Source organism: Streptomyces sp. NPDC004542, assembly GCF_040610035.1.
Taxonomy (GTDB): Bacteria; Actinomycetota; Actinomycetes; order Streptomycetales; family Streptomycetaceae; genus Streptomyces.
On sequence record NZ_JBEXLP010000007.1, the window covers coordinates 75,797 to 91,186 of the forward strand.

Annotated in this window: 16 protein-coding genes; 8 read left to right on the forward strand and 8 right to left on the reverse strand. The window is 72.9% G+C overall.

Annotation, left to right across the window (positions count from 1 at the left end; all coding sequences use genetic code 11):
• The first annotated feature begins 2 nt into the window (after positions 1-2).
• The 3 genes from ABZX30_RS06660 (at position 3) to ABZX30_RS06670 (ending at position 2,790) form a co-directional block, all read left to right on the forward strand.
• Positions 3-1,433: a DUF2252 domain-containing protein gene (locus ABZX30_RS06660; RefSeq protein WP_355929667.1), complete on the forward strand. Its 1,431-nt coding sequence runs from the start codon at positions 3-5 to the stop codon at positions 1,431-1,433.
• A gap of 156 nt (positions 1,434-1,589) precedes the next feature.
• Entirely contained in the window at positions 1,590-2,402 is an 813-nt protein-coding gene (locus tag ABZX30_RS06665; protein ID WP_355929668.1) for a hypothetical protein, read from the forward strand.
• A 58-nt stretch (positions 2,403-2,460) separates the two neighbouring features.
• Positions 2,461-2,790, forward strand: a complete 330-nt coding sequence (locus tag ABZX30_RS06670; protein WP_355929880.1) for a rhodanese-like domain-containing protein — start codon at positions 2,461-2,463, stop codon at positions 2,788-2,790.
• A gap of 55 nt (positions 2,791-2,845) precedes the next feature.
• Here the strand turns inward: ABZX30_RS06670 and ABZX30_RS06675 are convergent, their stop codons facing one another.
• The 6 genes from ABZX30_RS06675 to paaA all read right to left on the reverse strand — a co-directional run bounded on the left by ABZX30_RS06675 (position 2,846) and on the right by paaA (position 7,765).
• Positions 2,846-3,979, reverse strand: a complete 1,134-nt coding sequence (locus ABZX30_RS06675; RefSeq protein WP_355929670.1) for an acyl-CoA dehydrogenase family protein — start codon at positions 3,977-3,979, stop codon at positions 2,846-2,848.
• 121 nt (positions 3,980-4,100) lie between these two features.
• Positions 4,101-5,165, reverse strand: a complete 1,065-nt coding sequence (locus ABZX30_RS06680; protein ID WP_355929672.1) for a 2Fe-2S iron-sulfur cluster-binding protein — start codon at positions 5,163-5,165, stop codon at positions 4,101-4,103.
• Positions 5,165-5,773, reverse strand: coding sequence for a 1,2-phenylacetyl-CoA epoxidase subunit PaaD (gene paaD, locus ABZX30_RS06685; RefSeq protein WP_355929674.1), 609 nt, complete (start codon positions 5,771-5,773; stop codon positions 5,165-5,167). The genes ABZX30_RS06680 and paaD overlap by 1 nt, the downstream gene beginning before the upstream one ends.
• A complete protein-coding gene (paaC, locus tag ABZX30_RS06690; RefSeq protein WP_355929881.1) occupies positions 5,767-6,468 on the reverse strand; it encodes a 1,2-phenylacetyl-CoA epoxidase subunit PaaC in 702 nt (233 codons plus the stop codon). Before paaC ends, paaD begins: the two co-directional genes overlap by 7 nt.
• 17 nt (positions 6,469-6,485) lie before the next feature.
• Positions 6,486-6,773 carry a 1,2-phenylacetyl-CoA epoxidase subunit PaaB gene (gene paaB / locus ABZX30_RS06695; RefSeq protein ID WP_355929675.1) on the reverse strand — a complete coding sequence of 96 codons (288 nt, stop codon included), beginning with the start codon at positions 6,771-6,773 and terminating at the stop codon, positions 6,486-6,488.
• Positions 6,770-7,765, reverse strand: a complete 996-nt coding sequence (gene paaA, locus ABZX30_RS06700; protein WP_355929678.1) for a 1,2-phenylacetyl-CoA epoxidase subunit PaaA — start codon at positions 7,763-7,765, stop codon at positions 6,770-6,772. The genes paaB and paaA overlap by 4 nt, the downstream gene beginning before the upstream one ends.
• Positions 7,766-8,071: 306 nt before the next feature.
• Here paaA and ABZX30_RS06705 point away from each other — a divergent pair, with 306 nt between their 5' ends.
• The 3 genes from ABZX30_RS06705 to ABZX30_RS06715 are packed head-to-tail and all read left to right on the forward strand — an operon-like array spanning position 8,072 to position 10,799.
• The gene (locus tag ABZX30_RS06705) at positions 8,072-8,848 is read left to right on the forward strand and encodes a DUF5819 family protein (protein WP_355929681.1); all 777 of its coding nucleotides are present in this window, start codon (positions 8,072-8,074) and stop codon (positions 8,846-8,848) included.
• Positions 8,845-10,053, forward strand: coding sequence for an HTTM domain-containing protein (locus ABZX30_RS06710; protein WP_355929684.1), 1,209 nt, complete (start codon positions 8,845-8,847; stop codon positions 10,051-10,053). Before ABZX30_RS06705 ends, ABZX30_RS06710 begins: the two co-directional genes overlap by 4 nt.
• Positions 10,050-10,799, forward strand: coding sequence for a TrmH family RNA methyltransferase (locus ABZX30_RS06715; protein WP_355929687.1), 750 nt, complete (start codon positions 10,050-10,052; stop codon positions 10,797-10,799). The genes ABZX30_RS06710 and ABZX30_RS06715 overlap by 4 nt, the downstream gene beginning before the upstream one ends.
• Positions 10,800-10,838: 39 nt before the next feature.
• Here ABZX30_RS06715 and paaN read toward each other — a convergent pair whose 3' ends face one another.
• Entirely contained in the window at positions 10,839-12,545 is a 1,707-nt protein-coding gene (gene paaN, locus ABZX30_RS06720; protein WP_355929689.1) for a phenylacetic acid degradation protein PaaN, read from the reverse strand.
• Positions 12,546-12,714: 169 nt separating this feature from the next.
• Here paaN and ABZX30_RS06725 point away from each other — a divergent pair, with 169 nt between their 5' ends.
• Together ABZX30_RS06725 and ABZX30_RS06730 are read left to right on the forward strand one after the other, a co-directional pair.
• Positions 12,715-14,226, forward strand: coding sequence for a 3-hydroxyacyl-CoA dehydrogenase (locus ABZX30_RS06725; protein WP_355929692.1), 1,512 nt, complete (start codon positions 12,715-12,717; stop codon positions 14,224-14,226).
• Positions 14,226-14,816, forward strand: coding sequence for a TetR/AcrR family transcriptional regulator (locus tag ABZX30_RS06730; RefSeq protein WP_355929694.1), 591 nt, complete (start codon positions 14,226-14,228; stop codon positions 14,814-14,816). Before ABZX30_RS06725 ends, ABZX30_RS06730 begins: the two co-directional genes overlap by 1 nt.
• A 44-nt stretch (positions 14,817-14,860) precedes the next feature.
• On the opposite strand, the gene ABZX30_RS06735 is transcribed toward ABZX30_RS06730, so the two are convergent.
• Positions 14,861-15,346, reverse strand: coding sequence for an Lrp/AsnC family transcriptional regulator (locus ABZX30_RS06735; protein WP_355929883.1), 486 nt, complete (start codon positions 15,344-15,346; stop codon positions 14,861-14,863).
• Positions 15,347-15,390: the final 44 nt, after the last annotated feature.

A 15,390-nucleotide genomic window follows, 5' to 3' on the forward strand; every position in this document is an offset into this window, starting at 1 on the left:
CGATGACCGAGACCGGTGCTGGAGTGGTGGTCACGGAGGCCGGGGAGGCGCGCCGGCTGCCCCGGGTGCGGGGGTTCGCCGACTGGCCGCCGCAGGGTTCGCCGAAGGCGGAGGGCAAGGCGCTGCGGGCGGGTGTCCCGCGCAGTGCGCACCGCGCCCTCGACCTCGACGGGGCGCGTCCGGACGCGGTGAGCGCCGTGGAGGAGTCGAGCCGCGGCCGAATTCCCGAGCTCACGCCGATCCGGGTCGGCAGGATGGCGGCGACGCCGTTCGCGTTCCTGCGGGGCTCCGCGGGCCTCATGGCGTACGACCTGGCCCGCACCCCCAGCACCCGTATCGGTACCCAGATATGCGGGGACGCGCACGCGGCCAACTTCGGTCTGTACGGCGACGCGCGCGGCGGTCTGGTCATCGACCTGAACGATTTCGACGAGACGGTGCACGGCCCCTGGGAATGGGACCTCAAGCGGCTCGCCGCCTCCCTGGTGCTGGCGGGCCGGGAGGCGGGCGCCGCCGAGGACGTGTGCCGGCAGGCGGCGCACGACGCGGTGGGCGCCTACCGGCGCACCATGCGGCTGCTCGCCAAGCTGCCGGTGCTGGACGCCTGGAACGCCATCGCCGACGAGGAACTCGTCTCGCACACCGATGCGCACGACCTGCTCGGCACGCTGGAGCGGGTCTCGGAGAAGGCGCGGGCCAACACCAGCGGGCGGTTCGCGGCCAAGTCGACCGAGGCCGCCGAGGACGGCGGGCACCGCTTCGTCGACGCCCCGCCGGTGCTGCGCCGCGTGCCGGACGCGGAGGCCGCGGCGGTTGCGGCGTCCCTGGAGCAGTACGTCACGTCCCTCTCCGAGGACCGCCTGCCGCTGCTGGCCCGCCACACGGTGCACGACGTGGCGTTCCGGGTCGTCGGCACGGGCAGTGTGGGCACCCGGTCGTACGTCGTGCTGCTCCTGGACCACCGCGGCGAGCCGCTGGTCCTGCAGGTGAAGGAGGCCCGCCCGTCCGCGCTGGTGCCGCATCTGGCGACGGCCGGTTTCGCGGCGCCGTCCGTCGAGCACGAGGGCCGGCGGGTGGTGCTGGGCCAGAAGCGGATGCAGGTCGTCAGCGACATCCTGCTGGGCTGGACGACGGTCGACGGGCGGCCGTTCCAGGTGCGGCAGTTCCGCAACCGCAAGGGCAGCGTCGACCCCGCCGCGCTCGCCGCCGACCAGTTCGACGACTACGGCCGTATGACCGGCGCCCTGCTGGCCCGGGCCCACTCGCACAGCGCCGATCCCCGTCTGATAGCCGGTTACTGCGGCAAGAACGAGGAACTGGACGAGGCGGTGGCCGCGTTCGCGGTCGCCTACGCGGACCGCACGGAGGCGGATCACGCGGACCTGGTGGCGGCGGTCAGGTCGGGGCGGATCGCGGCGGAACCGGGCGTGTGAGGCAGGTGCGCCCGAGCGGCGGGGACGGTGCGGCACCGGCCTTCACCGATCCCCGCGGTGGTGTCGTCGGTGGTGTCGTCGTCGGCGCGGCGCGGCTGCCGAGGAGTGGGCCGGGCGCCGGGCCTGGGGCGGGCCCGGGTGGCCTACGCTGGTCGGGTGACGACCCCGGAAGCTGAGCAGTCCCAGCCGCCCCGGCCCGAGGAGCGGCTGGAACGGGCCGTGCGGGCCGCCGAGCAGGCCCTGATCGAGTTCGAGATCGCGGTGGAGACCTTCCGCGTCGAGGTCGAGAACTTCTCCCGGCTGCACGAGCAGCGGCTCGGCCCGATGTACTCCCGGCTCGAGGAACTGGACGCCCAGATCGCCGAGGCCAGGGCCGCCCGCAGCGGTGATCCCGAGGACCTGCGGCGCGCCGAGGAGGCGCGGGCCCGGGTGATGCCCATTCCCGGTGTCGAGGAACTGCTGCACGGCTGGATGGACGGCCACGGACTGTTCCCGGAGGCCGCCGCGATGCTCACCGAGCAGGAGGTGCGGCCCCCGCAGCGGGTCCGGCCCAGCGAGGAGGCCCGCAAGCTCTACCGCGAGCTGGCCCGCAAGGCCCACCCGGATCTGGCGCAGGAGGAGCCCGAGCGGGCGCGCCGCGAGGAGTTCCTCACCCGCGTCAACGCCGCTTATGCCCGTGGTGACGAGGCGCTGCTGCGGGAGCTGGCCAAGGAGTGGGCGGCGGGGCCGGCGCTCGCCGAGCGGCTCCCCAGCCGCAGCGAGGAGCTCTACGCCCGCCTGGAGTGGCTGGCCCAGCGCAAGGAACTGCTCGCCCTGGTCGCCCGCGAACTGGAGGACAGCGCGATCGCCTCGATGCTCCGCCTGGCTCCCGAGGACCCCGACGCCCTCCTGGCGGAGATCGCTGAGCAGCTCCGCAAGGACGTGGCGGACCGCGAGGCAGAACTGGCGGCGCTGCTGGAGCGGGGGTAGCCGGGCCGTCCGGCGGCGCTCTTCGGGTAGCGTCGGGGCCATGAGTTTCGGAGCTGGTGTGCCCACGGTCGAGGTCACGGATCTCAAGGACGGCGACTTCCTGCTGGACGTCCGCGAGGACGACGAGTGGCAGGCGGGTCACGCCGAGGGGGCGCTGCACATTCCCATCAGCGAGTTCGTCGCCCGGTACGGTGAGCTGACCGAGGCGGCGCCGCAGGACGGCCGGGTCCACGTGATCTGCCGTTCCGGTGGCCGTTCGGCGCAGGTCACGATGTATCTGGTGCAGCAGGGCCTCGATGCGGTGAACGTGGACGGCGGCATGCAGGTCTGGGCGGCCGCGGGCCGTCCCGTCGTCACGGACGCCGGACAGCCGGGGCACGTCCTCTGACCCACCCCCGCCGGCGCGTCTCCGGCGGCCCGGCCTCCGCGGGGGCGTGGGCCGGTCAGCCCAGGGGATGGGCGGCCAGCAGGTCCCCCAGCGTCTCCTCGTACGCCGCCGCCGGGCCGAGCGACAGCTCCAGGTGCTTGGCCCAGGCGTGGTACCGGTGCAGGGCGTAGTCGGTGTCGGCGCCGAACCCGCCGTGCAGATGCTGTGCGGTCTGCACGACCCGCCGTACGCCCTCCGCGGCCCAGATCTTCGCCACGGCCACGTCCCCGGCGGCGGGCAGCGCGCCCGGCGCGCCCGAGGCGATGCGCCACGCGGCCTGCCACAGTGTGGCCTCCATGGCCCGCAGGTCGATGTACCGGTCGGCGGCCTGCACGGCGACCGCCTGGAAGGTCGCGACCGGGTGGCCGAACTGCTCCCGCTTGCCGGTGTAGTCGCTGGTCATCCGCAGCACCCGCTCCCCCAGCCCGAGCGAGAGCGCGCACGTCCCGGTGACCAGCAGCGCGCGCAGCCACTCCCAGGCGCCGTCGGTCTCGATGACGTAGCCGGCCGCGATCCGAGCCGACCGCAGACGCAGCTCGCCCAGCCGCTCCCCCGAGGTGGAGACCTGCTCGGCGAGCACGACGCCGTCATGGCCGCGGGGGACCAGCGCGAGGACGGTACGGTCGGCTGCGGTGTGCGCCGGTACGACGGTGAGGTCGGCGCCGTACGCCCACGCCACCCCGGTCTGCACCCCGTCCAGCACCCACACCTCGCCGTCCCGTCGTGCCGTGACGGCGAGTTCGGCCGGGTCATGGCCGGTGCGGCCGTGCGCCGCGACGGTGAGCACGAGCTCGCCCCGTCCGGCACGCGGCAGCAGCCCGGCCCTCAGCTCCTCGTTGCCGTAGGCCTGTACGGCAGCCGCCGCCGCGCTGCTCTCCAGCAGCGGCACCCGTGCCAGCACCTTCGCGGACTCCCGCAGCACCAGGCACAGCGCGATGGCGTCGAGGCCCGCGCCACCGTACTCGGCGTCGAGCAGCAGGCTCAGCAGGTCCGCGTCGGCGAGCCTGGACCACAGTGCCCGGTCGAAGTCCTCGGCCACGGCGCCCACGGTCAGCGCTGGGCTCGGCACCGCGTCCGGCGCGACCCCGGCGAACACGCCCCGCGCCGCCTCGGCCGCCGCCAGCTGTTCCTCGGTGAAGGTGAAGTCCACGGTCCTGTCCTCCCGGCGGATCCGCCCGGCCCCAGTCGGCAGCCGACGGTGCTGATCTGACGGTCCGTCAAGATAGAACAGGTTCTAGAAGAAGGGAACGGTGCGTCACGGGAACGGTGTGTCAGCGGTCGAAGTCCAGCTCCACCTTCTCCGTCACCGGATGCGACTGGCAGGCCAGCACATAGCCGGCCTCCGTCTCCTCCGCCTCCAGCGCGAAGTTGCGGTCCATGCGCACCTCGCCCGACACCAGGAAGGCGCGGCACGTTCCGCACACCCCGCCCTTGCAGGCATAGGGCGCGTCGGGCCGGTTGCGCAGCACCGTCTCCAGGAGGGACTCGCCGTCCTGGACCGGCCAGGTCCCGCCGCGCCCGTCGAGCCGGGCGGTCACGGTGCTGTGCGCGGGGGCCGCGGCGGCCGTCGCCGGTGCCGCACCGGCGTCCACGTGGAAGATCTCCTGGTGGATCCGGGCCCGGTCCACCCCGAGCCCGCGCAGCGCCCGCTCCGCGCCCTGCACCAGCCCGTAGGGCCCGCACAGGAACCAGCCCGCCACTTCGCCCACCGGCAACAGCGCCGGCAGCAGTCCCGTCAGCCGCTCCTGGTCCAGCCGCCCGGACGGCAGCCCCGCCTGCTGCTCCTCCCGGGACAGCACGGTCACCAGCTGCAACCGCTCGGGATACCGGTCCTTCAGGTCGGCGACCTCCTCCAGGAACATCGTGGAGGCAGCCGTACGGTCGCCGCGTATCAGGCAGAACCGGGCACGGGGCTCACGCGCCAGCAGCGTGGAGACGATCGACAGCACCGGGGTGATCCCGCTGCCGCCCACGATCGCGGCGTACCGACCGGGCGCGGGCTCCAGGGTGAACCGTCCGGCCGGAGTCATCACCTCCAGTTCGTCCCCGACGTTCACCTCCTTCAGCGCGTACGTCGAGAAGGCCCCGCCCTCGACCAGCCGCACCCCGACCCTCAGGGTGCGCGGTCCCGCGCCGCCGGGCTCGGGCGCCGGTGAGCAGATCGAGTACGTCCGCCGTGTCTCAACCCCGCCGGCCCGGCGCCGCAGCGCGAGGTGCTGGCCCGGTACGTGCCGGTACTCCTCGCGCAGTTCGGGCGGGACGGTGAAGGTGAGGGCCACGGAGTCGTCGGTGAGCCGGTCGACCGCGGCCACCGGGAGCGGGTGGAAGCGGGCCATCACAGCTCCTTGAAGTGGTCGAACGGTTCCCGGCAGGCCAGACAGCGCCGCAGGGCCTTGCAGGCGGTGGACGAGAACCGGCTCAGCAGCTCGGTGTCGGCGGATCCGCAGTGCGGGCAGCGGACGGGATCGTGAAGGTCCGCCGGACCTGCCGGACCTGCCGGACCTGCCGGACCTGCCGGACCTGCCGCACCGGTCGCGTCCGTCGCTCCGGCGCGGGGGCGGGTGCGGGTCGGCCCCAGTTCCAGGGGCACCGGACCGGTGTCCCGGCGCACGCGTGGGGGCGCTATCCCGAACTCCCGCAGCTTGCGCCGTCCTTCGTCGGTGATGTCGTCCGTCGACCAGGCGGGCGTGAGCACCGTGCGCACGGTGACCTCCCGCATGCCGTGCTCGCGCAGCAACCGCTCTATGTCCAGGGACATCGCCTCCACCGCCGGGCAGCCGGTGTAGGTCGGCGTCAGCTCGACGTCCACGGCGTCCGTGCCCCGCACGTGCACCGCGCGCAGGACGCCCAGTTCCTGGAGGGTGAGCACGGGCAGTTCGGGGTCGGGGACCGAGCCGGCGAGGCGGAGCAGCTCGGTCTCCAGGGGAGTCGTCGCGGTCACCATGACGCCCCCGGATGGCTGCGGTGCAGGTGCTGCATCTCGGCGAGCATCCGCCCGAACGACTCGGTGTGCAGTCCCTGGCGGCCGGCGCCGGCCGACCACGCCCCGGTCCGCGGTCCCTCGGGGACCGTCAGAGTGGCCCGGCGCAGCACGTCCCCGACCGAATCCAGCCAGGCCGTCTCCAGGGCGGCCCAGTCGGCGTCCAGCCCCTCCACCGGCTGGAACGGCTCCCCGGTGAACCGCCACAGCGCCGCGCACGCCCGCCGCATCCGCTCGTGACTGGCCTCCGTGCCGTCGCCGAGCCGCAGGGTCCACTGCTCGGCGTGGTCGCGGTGGTAGGCGACCTCCTTGACGGCCTTCGCCGCGAGCGGGGCGAAGGGGCCTTGCCCGTTGGCCAGTTCGCCGTAGAGCAGGTGCTGGTAGGTGGAGAAGTACAGCTGGCGGGCGATGGTGTGCGCGAAGTCGCCGTTCGGCTGCTCCACGAGCTGGAGGTTGGTGAAGGCGCGCTCCTCACGCAGATACGCCAGCTCGTCCTCGTCCCCGGCCGTCGACAGCAGGAACCGGGCCTGTCCCAGCAGGTCCAGCGCGATGTTGGCGAGCGCGACCTCCTCCTCGAGGACGGGCGCGTGTCCCGCCCATTCGCCCAGACGGTGGGAGAGCACCAGGGCGTCGTCGCCGAGGGCGAGGGCGGCCGTCATGGGCGCGGTGGTCGCCGTCACAGGTGCTTCACCCCTTCCGGGATTTCGTAGAACGTCGGGTGCCGGTACGGCTTGTCGGCGGCGGGTTCGAAGAACGGGTCCTTCTCGTCGGGAGAGGAGGCCGTGATCGCGGACGCGGGGACGACCCATATGGAGACGCCCTCGCCGCGCCGGGTGTACAGATCGCGGGCGTTGCGCAGGGCCAGTTCCGCGTCCGGGGCGTGCAGGCTGCCGGCGTGGGTGTGGGAGAGCCCGCGGCGGGAGCGCACGAAGACCTCCCACAGGGGCCAGTCGGTGGTGGTCATGCTCGGCTCGCTCCTGTCCCACCGGTGTGCTTCTCACCGGTGTGCTTGGCCGCGTACGCCGCGGCCGCCTCCCGTACCCAGGCGCCCTCGTCGTGTGCCCGGCGGCGCTGGGTGATGCGCTGTTCGTTGCACGGGCCGTTGCCCTTGAGGACCTCCTGGAACTCCGTCCAGTCGATGGCGCCGAAGTCGTGGTGCCCGCGCTCCTCGTTCCACTTCAGGTCCGCGTCCGGCAGGCTCAGGCCCAGCGACTCGGCCTGCGGGACGCAGATGTCGACGAAGCGCTGGCGCAGCTCGTCGTTGGAGTGGCGCTTGATCTTCCAGGCCATCGACTGCGCGGAGTGCCGCGAGGCGTCGTCGGGCGGGCCGAACATCATCAGGGAGGGCCACCACCAGCGGTCCACCGCGTCCTGCGCCATCGCGTGCTGCTCGGGTGTGCCGCGGCTGAGGGCGAGCAACAGCTCGTACCCCTGGCGCTGGTGGAAGGACTCCTCCTTGCAGATGCGGACCATCGCGCGTGCGTACGGCCCGTACGAGCAGCGGCACAGGGGCACCTGGTTGGTGATGGCGGCGCCGTCCACCAGCCAGCCGATCGCGCCGACGTCGGCCCAGGTCAGGGTGGGGTAGTTGAAGATCGAGGAGTATTTCTGGCGGCCGCTGTGCAGTTTGTCGAGGAGCTCCTCGCGGCTGGTGCCGAGGGTCTCGGCGGCGCTGTACAGGTACAGGCCGTGGCCCGCCTCGTCCTGGACCTTGGCCATGAGGATGGCCTTGCGGCGCAGCGAGGGCGCGCGCGTGATCCAGTTGGCCTCCGGCTGCATGCCGATGATCTCGGAGTGGGCGTGCTGGGCGATCTGCCTGATCAGGGTCGCGCGGTAGGCGTCGGGCATCCAGTCGCGGGGCTCGATGCGCTCGTCCGCGGCCACCGCGGCGTCGAAGGCGCGCTCGTACACCTCCGCCTCCGCGTCGGCGGTGCGCTGCGCGGCTGCTGTGGCCATGCGGTCCCCCTGACCTCGGGCTCTGCTGGAGCACTCTCCCGACCGATCGTTCGGTCCGTGTGGGTTCAATGGTGGGGCGAGGCGCGGCGAGGTGTCAACCGCTGTGGACAATCCCTCCCACAGCCTGTGGACAACCCCGCTCGTCACCCTGTCCCCCGCCCTGCCGTGGCGCACCGGCAGTGACTCGGGGCTGCGCCGGACGGGTGAGGCTGAGTACCGTTCCGTGCGGACGCCGACGAGCCGTGCGGTGTCCGTGGGCCATGCGGTTCCGTGGGCCATGCGGCGGTGACAGGGAAACGGTGCGGAATGGACGCGTACGACGAGGACTCGACGGCCCCGCCGGGGCCGGACGGCTCGGGCGGGACGCGTCACCGGCCCGGGCCGGACGCCACCGGCGGGCCCGCCGGTGGGCAGGCGAAGCAGGAGGGCGGCCCGCGCACCGGCGTGGCCGCGCTCTCCCTCCGCTACCAGATCGGCGTCGCCCTGGCGGTGGCGGTCGTCGCGGTGACCGCCTGCGTGCACCTCGGCATGGTCTTCCTGCACGTGGCCCCGGCGAACACGGTGACGAAGCAGCACGGCCGGGCGATCGACGAGTGGATCTACCCGGAGTTCGAGCAGAACTGGAAGCTGTTCGCCCCCAATCCGCTGCAGCAGAACATCGCGGTGCAGGTCCGCACCCGGTTCCGGGCGGCGGACGGCACCGTCACGACCACCGGCTGGTACGACCTGTCGGCGCAGGACGGCGAGGCGATAGACGGCAATCTGCTGCCCAGCCACACCCAGCAGAACGAGCTGCGCCGGGCCTGGGACCTCTTCGTCGCCACGCACGGCGCCGACAACCGCCCGGTGGGCCTGCGCGGTTCCCTCTCCGAGGAGTACCTGCGCCGCATCGTCGTCCGGCGGCTGTACACCGAGGACGGCATCGGTCCGAAGAGCGTCATCGGCCGCGTGCAGGTCCGCTCCCGCACGACCAACGTGCCGCCGCCCGCCTGGAGCCACGAGCAGATCTCCGACACCCCGGTCTACCGGCTGCTGCCCTGGTGGACGGTGACGCACGACGAGGCCGCGGGAGGTGTGCGGTGAACCGTCGCGTGCCGTCCGTCTCCCGCGGTGTCGCCCGCGTCACCGAGTCGGCTCTAGGTCCCTACCAGTCCGCCGTGGTCCGCATCGGCTCCGCCGGGACCTGGCTGCTGTTCCTGCTGCGCGAGTTCCCCCACCGCGAGCAGCTCTACGGCCCCGACGGCCCCTGGAGCTGGGCCCTCGCCCGCAGACTGACCTCGGACAACGGCGCGTTCTCGGCTCTGATGTGGACGGACGGGCGGGCCTGGTTCGAGGCGTTCTACGTTCTCGCCGTCGTCGCGAGCGCCCTGCTCCTGCTGGGCTGGCGCACCCGTACGGCGTCCGTGCTGTTCATGGTCGGCGTGCTCTCTCTGCAGAACCGCAGCATCTTCGTGGGCGACGGCGGCGACAACGTCCTGCACCTGATGTCGATCTACCTGGTGTTCACCCGCTGCGGGCAGGTGTGGTCCCTGGACGCCCGGCGGGCCGGGCGCGAGGCGGCGGCACGCGCGCGCGGGGAGCGGGTCACCGACCGGGTCGGGCCCCTGCTGTGGGGGGTGCTCGGTCTCGTGCTGGCCGGGGTGACCGTGACGGGCCGTCTGCACGGCGGCCTGTTCGTCCCGGTGCTGCTGTGGACGGTCTGGCTGGCCCAGGGCCTGTGGTGGGCGGTGGGGCGCCGCGCGCGCTCGGCGGAGCCCCGGATCCTGCTGGACGTGGTCGCCAACGTCGTGCACAACGGCGCCCTCGTCGTGATCATGGCCGAGGCCTGCCTGATCTACGCCACGGCCGGCTGGTACAAGATCCAGGGCTCGCGCTGGCAGGACGGCACCGCCGTCTACTACCCGCTGCACCTGGACTCCTTCTCGCCCTGGCCCGCCCTCGCCGACCTGCTGTCGGCGGGCGGCACCCTGGTCATGCTGATGACGTACGGGACGGTCGTCGCGCAGGTCGCCTTCCCGTTCACGCTGTTCAACCGGCGGGTCAAGAACGTGCTGCTGGCCGTGATGATGACCGAGCACGCCGTGATCGCGGTCGTCCTCGGGCTGCCCTTCTTCTCGCTGGCGATGATCGCCGCGGACTCGGTGTTCCTGCCGACGTCCTTCCTGATCCGGCTCGGCGGCCGGGCGGCACGCGCGCGTGAGCGGCTGACGCGGCGCGGCGGCCCGGACCTGCCTGCGCCGCGCTCGCCGGAGGACAGTGAGACCGCCCGCGTAGGCTTCGGGGCATGACCGGTCCCGTGACCCGCTGGCGCGAGCGCGCCGCCGCCTGTGTGCTGCTCGACGGCTTCCACGCGCTCAAGCACGCGGTGCGCTTCGGGGCCGAGGTGCCGGTCGCCGTCACCACCGACCGGTCGGCGGCGCTCGCCCTCGCCGACGAGCTGGCCCCGGACGTCCGGGACACGCTGGACACGCTGCTGGCCGAGGTGCCGGAGGCGGTCTACGCGACCCTGGTGCCGCGGCCGCACCCCACCGCCGTGGCCGCCCTGGCCGTACGGCCGTCCCGCCGGGCCAACCTGGAGAAGCTGGCGCGCGTCCCGCGCAGCGCGCCCGTCGTGGTCCTCGACAACCCGCGCAACCTCGGAAACGCGGGGGCCGTGATCCGGCTGGCCGCCGGCTTCGGAGCGACCGGGGTCGTCACCACGGGCACCCTCGACCCCTGGCATCCCACGGTGGTGCGTGGCGGGGCGGGGCTGCACTTCGCGACCGCCGTGGAGCGGCTGACGGTCGCCGAACTGCCGCCCGGCCCCGTGTTCGCCCTCGATCCGGAAGGGGAGGACCTCCGGGGTCTGAAGCTGCCGGACGACGCGGTGCTCGCCTTCGGTTCGGAGCGCAGCGGGCTCTCCGCCGAGCTGCGCGCCCGCACCGACCACCTGGTGTCCCTGCCGATGCGCCCCCAGGTCTCCAGCTACAACCTCGCGACCAGTGCGGCCATGACGCTGTACCACTGGAGCGCCACCGGGTGCGCGTCCGCCTGAGCGAAGTCCGGGGCGGTGCCCGGACTTCTCCGGGCCTCCCTAGACCTCCCGGCGGACCTCCACCACCCGGAAGCGGTTGGCGACGAAGGCGCCGTCGCACAGGGTCGCGTTGGCCGCCGGGTTGCCGCCGGAGCCGTGGAAGTCGGAGAAGGCGGCGGTCTGGTTGACGTACACCCCGCCGGTGAGGTTCAGCGACAGCTGGGCCGCCTCCTCCAGGCAGACCTCCTCGATCGCCTGCTCGACCTGCTCGTCGGTGGTGTACGCGCCGACCGTCATCGCACCCTTCTCGCGGACCGTGCGCCGCAGCAGGTCCACCGCGTCGGCGGCCGAGTCGACGGCTACGGCGAAGGAGACGGGGCCGAAGCACTCGCTCATGTAGGCGGCCTCGTCGTCGGCTCCCTCCCAGTACTTCCGGGCGCCGTCCAGCTTGACGATCACCGGCGTGCGGACGACCGCGTCCGGGAATTCCGGGTTGGCGACCTCCCGCGAGGCCAGCGCGACCTCGCCGAGTCCCGCGGCGGCCTCCAGACGGGCCTTCACGTCCGGGTTGACGATCGCGCCGAGCAGGGCGTTCGCGCGCGCGTCGTCCCCGAGCAGGCCGTCGACCGAACGGGCGAGGTCGGCGACCACCTCGTCGTAGGACTTGGGGCCCTGGTCGGTGCGGATGCCGTCGCGCGGGACGAGCAGGTTCTGCGGGGTGGTGCACATCTGGCCGCTGTACAGGGACAGGGAGAAGGCCAGGTTCGACAGCATGCCCTTGTAGTCGTCCGTCGACTCCACGATCACCGTGTTGACGCCGGCCTTCTCCGTGTAGACCTGCGCCTGGCGGGCGTTGGCCTCCAGCCAGTCGCCGAACGCGGTCGAACCCGTGTAGTCGATGATCCTGATCTCGGGGCGGGTGGCCAGCGTCTTGGCGATGCCCTCGCCGGGGCGCTCGGCGGCGAGGGCGACCAGGTTCGGGTCGAAGCCGGCCTCGGTGAGCACCTGGCGGGCGACCTGGACGGTGAGGGCGAGCGGCAGCACCGCGCGCGGGTGGGGCTTGACCAGGACCGCGTTGCCGGTGGCGAGGGAGGCGAACAGGCCCGGGTAGCCGTTCCAGGTCGGGAAGGTGTTGCAGCCGATGAGCAGCGCGATCCCGCGCGGGACCGGCGTGAAGCGCTTGACGAGGGCCAGCGGCTCGCGCTTGCCCTGCGGCTTGGTCCACTCCGCGGTGTCGGGGGTGCGCACCTGCTCCGCGTAGGCGTACGCCACCGCCTCCAGACCGCGGTCCTGGGCGTGCGGGCCGCCGGCCTGGAAGGCCATCATGAACGCCTGGCCGGAGGTGTGCATGACCGCGTGCGCGAACTCGTGCGTCCGGTCGCCGATCCGCTTGAGCATCTCCAGGCAGACCACGGCCCGGGCCTCCGCGCCCGCGTCCCGCCACGCGCCCTGCCCGGCCCGCATCGCGGGCAGCAGGGTGTCGGCGTCGACGTGCGGGTAGGTCACGCCGAGTTCGATGCCGTAGGGGGAGACCTCGCCGCCCACCCAGTCGTCCGTGCCGGGCTGGCCGAGGTCGACGCGGGTGCCGAGGAGTGCGTCGAAGGCGGCCTTGCCCGCGGCCGCGTCCAGGCTGCCGTGCTCGCCGTACGCCTTCGGGTGCTCGGGGTGGGGGGACCAGTACGCGCGGGTGCGGATCGTCTCCAGCGCCTGGTCGAGGGTGGGCCGGTGCTCGGCGATCAGCTCGTGCGTGGTCAGTCGGGCGGCCATGCGGGACCAACTCCTCGTCTCAAGAGCTCTCCGTCGAGCTCATGACCTGGGCAGAAACAGCAGAACCATGGGCAGGAACAGCCGGACAGAGTTAGAGTAACCGAACGATCGGTCGGGACAAGGGGGTCCGCCGCATCTGTGGAAAACCCCGTGCGGGAGGATCGCGTCCATGACAGCACTCGACCTCAGCAGCCCCGTGGCCGTGGTCGGCACCGGCACCATGGGCCAGGGCATCGCCCAGGTCGCGCTGGTCGCGGGCCATCCCGTACGGCTGTACGACGCCGTGCCCGGGCGCGCCCAGGAGGCGGCCGCCGCGATCGGCGCCCGGCTGGACCGGCTCGTGGCGAAGGACCGGCTCACCGGCGCCGAACGGGACGCCGCCCGCGACCGCCTCCGGCCGGCCGCGAGCCTCGCCGAACTCGCCGACTGCGCCCTGGTCGTCGAGGCCGTCGTGGAGCGGCTGGACGTCAAACAGGAGCTCTTCTGCGAGCTGGAGGGCATCGTCGACGACGACTGCCTGCTCGCCACCAACACCTCCTCCCTGTCGGTGACCGCCATCGGCGGAGCGCTGCGGGGCCCCGGGCGGTTCGTGGGTCTGCACTTCTTCAACCCCGCCCCGCTGATGCCGCTGGTGGAGGTCGTCTCCGGGTTCGCCACCGACGTCACCTCGGCCACGCGCGCGTACGAGACCGCCCGCGTCTGGGGCAAGACACCGGTGGCCTGCGCCGACACCCCGGGCTTCATCGTCAACCGGATAGCCCGGCCCTTCTACGCCGAGGCGTTCGCCGTCCACGAGGCCCAGGCCGCGGACCCGGCCACCATCGACGCGGTCCTGCGCGAGTCCGGCGGCTTCCGGATGGGCGCCTTCGAACTGACCGACCTCATCGGGCAGGACGTCAACGAGTCCGTCACCCACTCCGTGTGGCAGTCCTTCTTCCAGGACGTCCGCTTCACCCCGTCGCTCGCCCAGCGCCGCCTGGTCGAGTCCGGCCGGCTGGGCCGCAAGACCGGGCACGGCTGGTACGACTACGCCGAGGACGGCGAGCGCCCCGAGCCGCACACCGCCGAGAAGGCGCAGGCGCCCGCCTACGTGATCGCCGAGGGCGGCCTGGGCCCGGCAGCCGAACTGCTCACGCTGATCCGCGAGGCGGGCATCCAGGTCCGCGAGGAGGACGAGGACCACGGCACCCGCCTGGTCCTGCCCAGCGGCGGCCAGCTGGTGCTCGCCGACGGCCAGACCTCCGCCGAGTTCCGCGACGTCGTCTACTTCGACCTCGCCCTCGACTACCGCCGCGCCACCCGCGTCGCCCTGGCCGCCTCCCAGGACACCTCTCCCCAGACCCTGAGCGAGGCCACCGGCCTGTTCCAGGCGCTCGGCAAGGACGTCAGCCTCATCGGGGACGTGCCCGGCATGATCGTCGCCCGCACGGTCGCCCGCATCGTCGACCTGGCGCACGACGCCGTCGCCAAGGGCGTGGCCACCGAGGAGGACATCGACACCGCGATGCGCCTGGGCGTCAACTACCCCCTCGGCCCCTTCGAGTGGAGCCGCAGGCTCGGCCGCGGCTGGGCCTACGACCTCCTGGACGACCTGCACCTGCGCGACCCCTGCGGGCGCTACGCCCCGTCCCTCGCGCTCTACCGCCACGCGTACGCCACCGACAAGCGGGAGAGCGACTGATGACCACCGCCAAGCGGGACACCTACACCCCCGAGACCCTGCTCTCGGTCGCCGTACGGGTCTTCAACGAGCGCGGCTACGACGGCACCTCCATGGAGCACCTGTCCAAGGCGGCCGGCATCTCCAAGTCGTCCATATACCACCACGTGACCGGCAAGGAGGAACTGCTGCGCCGCGCCGTCAGCCGCGCGCTGGACGGCCTCTTCGCGATCCTCGACGAGGACCACGCGTGCGTGGGGCGGCCCGTGGACCGCCTGGAGTACGTCGTCCGGCGCATGGTCGAGGTACTCATGACCGAGCTGCCCTATGTGACGCTGCTGCTGCGGGTGCGCGGGAACACCGCCACCGAGCGCTGGGCGCTGGAACGGCGGCGCGACTTCGACCACCGGGTGGCCGACCTGCTGAAGGCGGCGGCCGCCGACGGGGAGGTGCGCGACGACGTGGAGGTGCGCCTGGCGACCCGGCTGGTCTTCGGCATGATCAACTCGATCGTGGAGTGGTACCGGCCGGACGGCCGCGGCATGGGCGAACGCGAAGTGGCCGACGCGGTGGTGCGGCTGGTCTTCTCGGGGCTGCGCGGCGAACGCTGAGACGCGGGCCGAGGCGCACCCGCCCTCGCCGCGGGCCCCCCGCCTCAGGCCTCCGGCTCGACGTCCTCTTCCTCGAACACCAGCAGGGTCCGGGTGCTGAGCACCTCCGGGATGGCCTGGAGCCGGGTGAGCACCAGCTCGCGCAGGGCCCGGTTGTCCGGCGTGTGCACCAGCAGCAGGACGTCGAAGTCGCCGCCCACCAGAGCGATGTGGGAGGCGCCCGGCAGCTGTCTGAGCTGCTCGCGCACGGTGCGCCAGGTGTTCTGCACGATTTTCAGGGTGATGTAGGCCGACGTGCCGTGACCCGCCCGTTCATGGTCGACGCGGGCGCCGAAACCCCGGATGACACCGTCCTCGACAAGGCGGTTGATGCGCGCGTAGGCGTTCGCGCGCGAGACATGGACCCGCTCGGCGACCGACCGTATCGACGCGCGGCCGTCCGCCTGCAGCATCCGCAGGATGCCCTGGTCGATGGCGTCCAGCGGACGCGGCGGTGGCAGGGGGGCGCCGGACTCCGGGCTCTCGGCCATTTGTTCAGATGCCATGTCCCCCCGCCTTGCCGCCGTGGACGTCC

Excerpts from the sequence above, each read along its gene's own strand:
- paaD (WP_355929674.1), bottom strand. The coding sequence starts at position 5,773 with ATGGTGACCGCGACGACTCCCCTGGAGACCGAGCTGCTCCGCCTCGCC.
- paaB (WP_355929675.1), bottom strand. The coding sequence starts at position 6,773 with ATGACCACCACCGACTGGCCCCTGTGGGAGGTCTTCGTGCGCTCCCGC.
- ABZX30_RS06715 (WP_355929687.1), top strand. The coding sequence starts at position 10,050 with ATGACCGGTCCCGTGACCCGCTGGCGCGAGCGCGCCGCCGCCTGTGTG.
- ABZX30_RS06705 (WP_355929681.1), top strand. The coding sequence starts at position 8,072 with ATGGACGCGTACGACGAGGACTCGACGGCCCCGCCGGGGCCGGACGGC.
- ABZX30_RS06730 (WP_355929694.1), top strand. The coding sequence starts at position 14,226 with ATGACCACCGCCAAGCGGGACACCTACACCCCCGAGACCCTGCTCTCG.
- ABZX30_RS06725 (WP_355929692.1), top strand. The coding sequence starts at position 12,715 with ATGACAGCACTCGACCTCAGCAGCCCCGTGGCCGTGGTCGGCACCGGC.
- ABZX30_RS06680 (WP_355929672.1), bottom strand. The coding sequence starts at position 5,165 with ATGGCCCGCTTCCACCCGCTCCCGGTGGCCGCGGTCGACCGGCTCACC.
- ABZX30_RS06735 (WP_355929883.1), bottom strand. The coding sequence starts at position 15,346 with ATGGCCGAGAGCCCGGAGTCCGGCGCCCCCCTGCCACCGCCGCGTCCG.
- ABZX30_RS06660 (WP_355929667.1), top strand. The coding sequence starts at position 3 with ATGACCGAGACCGGTGCTGGAGTGGTGGTCACGGAGGCCGGGGAGGCG.
- paaN (WP_355929689.1), bottom strand. The coding sequence starts at position 12,545 with ATGGCCGCCCGACTGACCACGCACGAGCTGATCGCCGAGCACCGGCCC.
- paaC (WP_355929881.1), bottom strand. The coding sequence starts at position 6,468 with ATGACGGCCGCCCTCGCCCTCGGCGACGACGCCCTGGTGCTCTCCCAC.
- paaA (WP_355929678.1), bottom strand. The coding sequence starts at position 7,765 with ATGGCCACAGCAGCCGCGCAGCGCACCGCCGACGCGGAGGCGGAGGTG.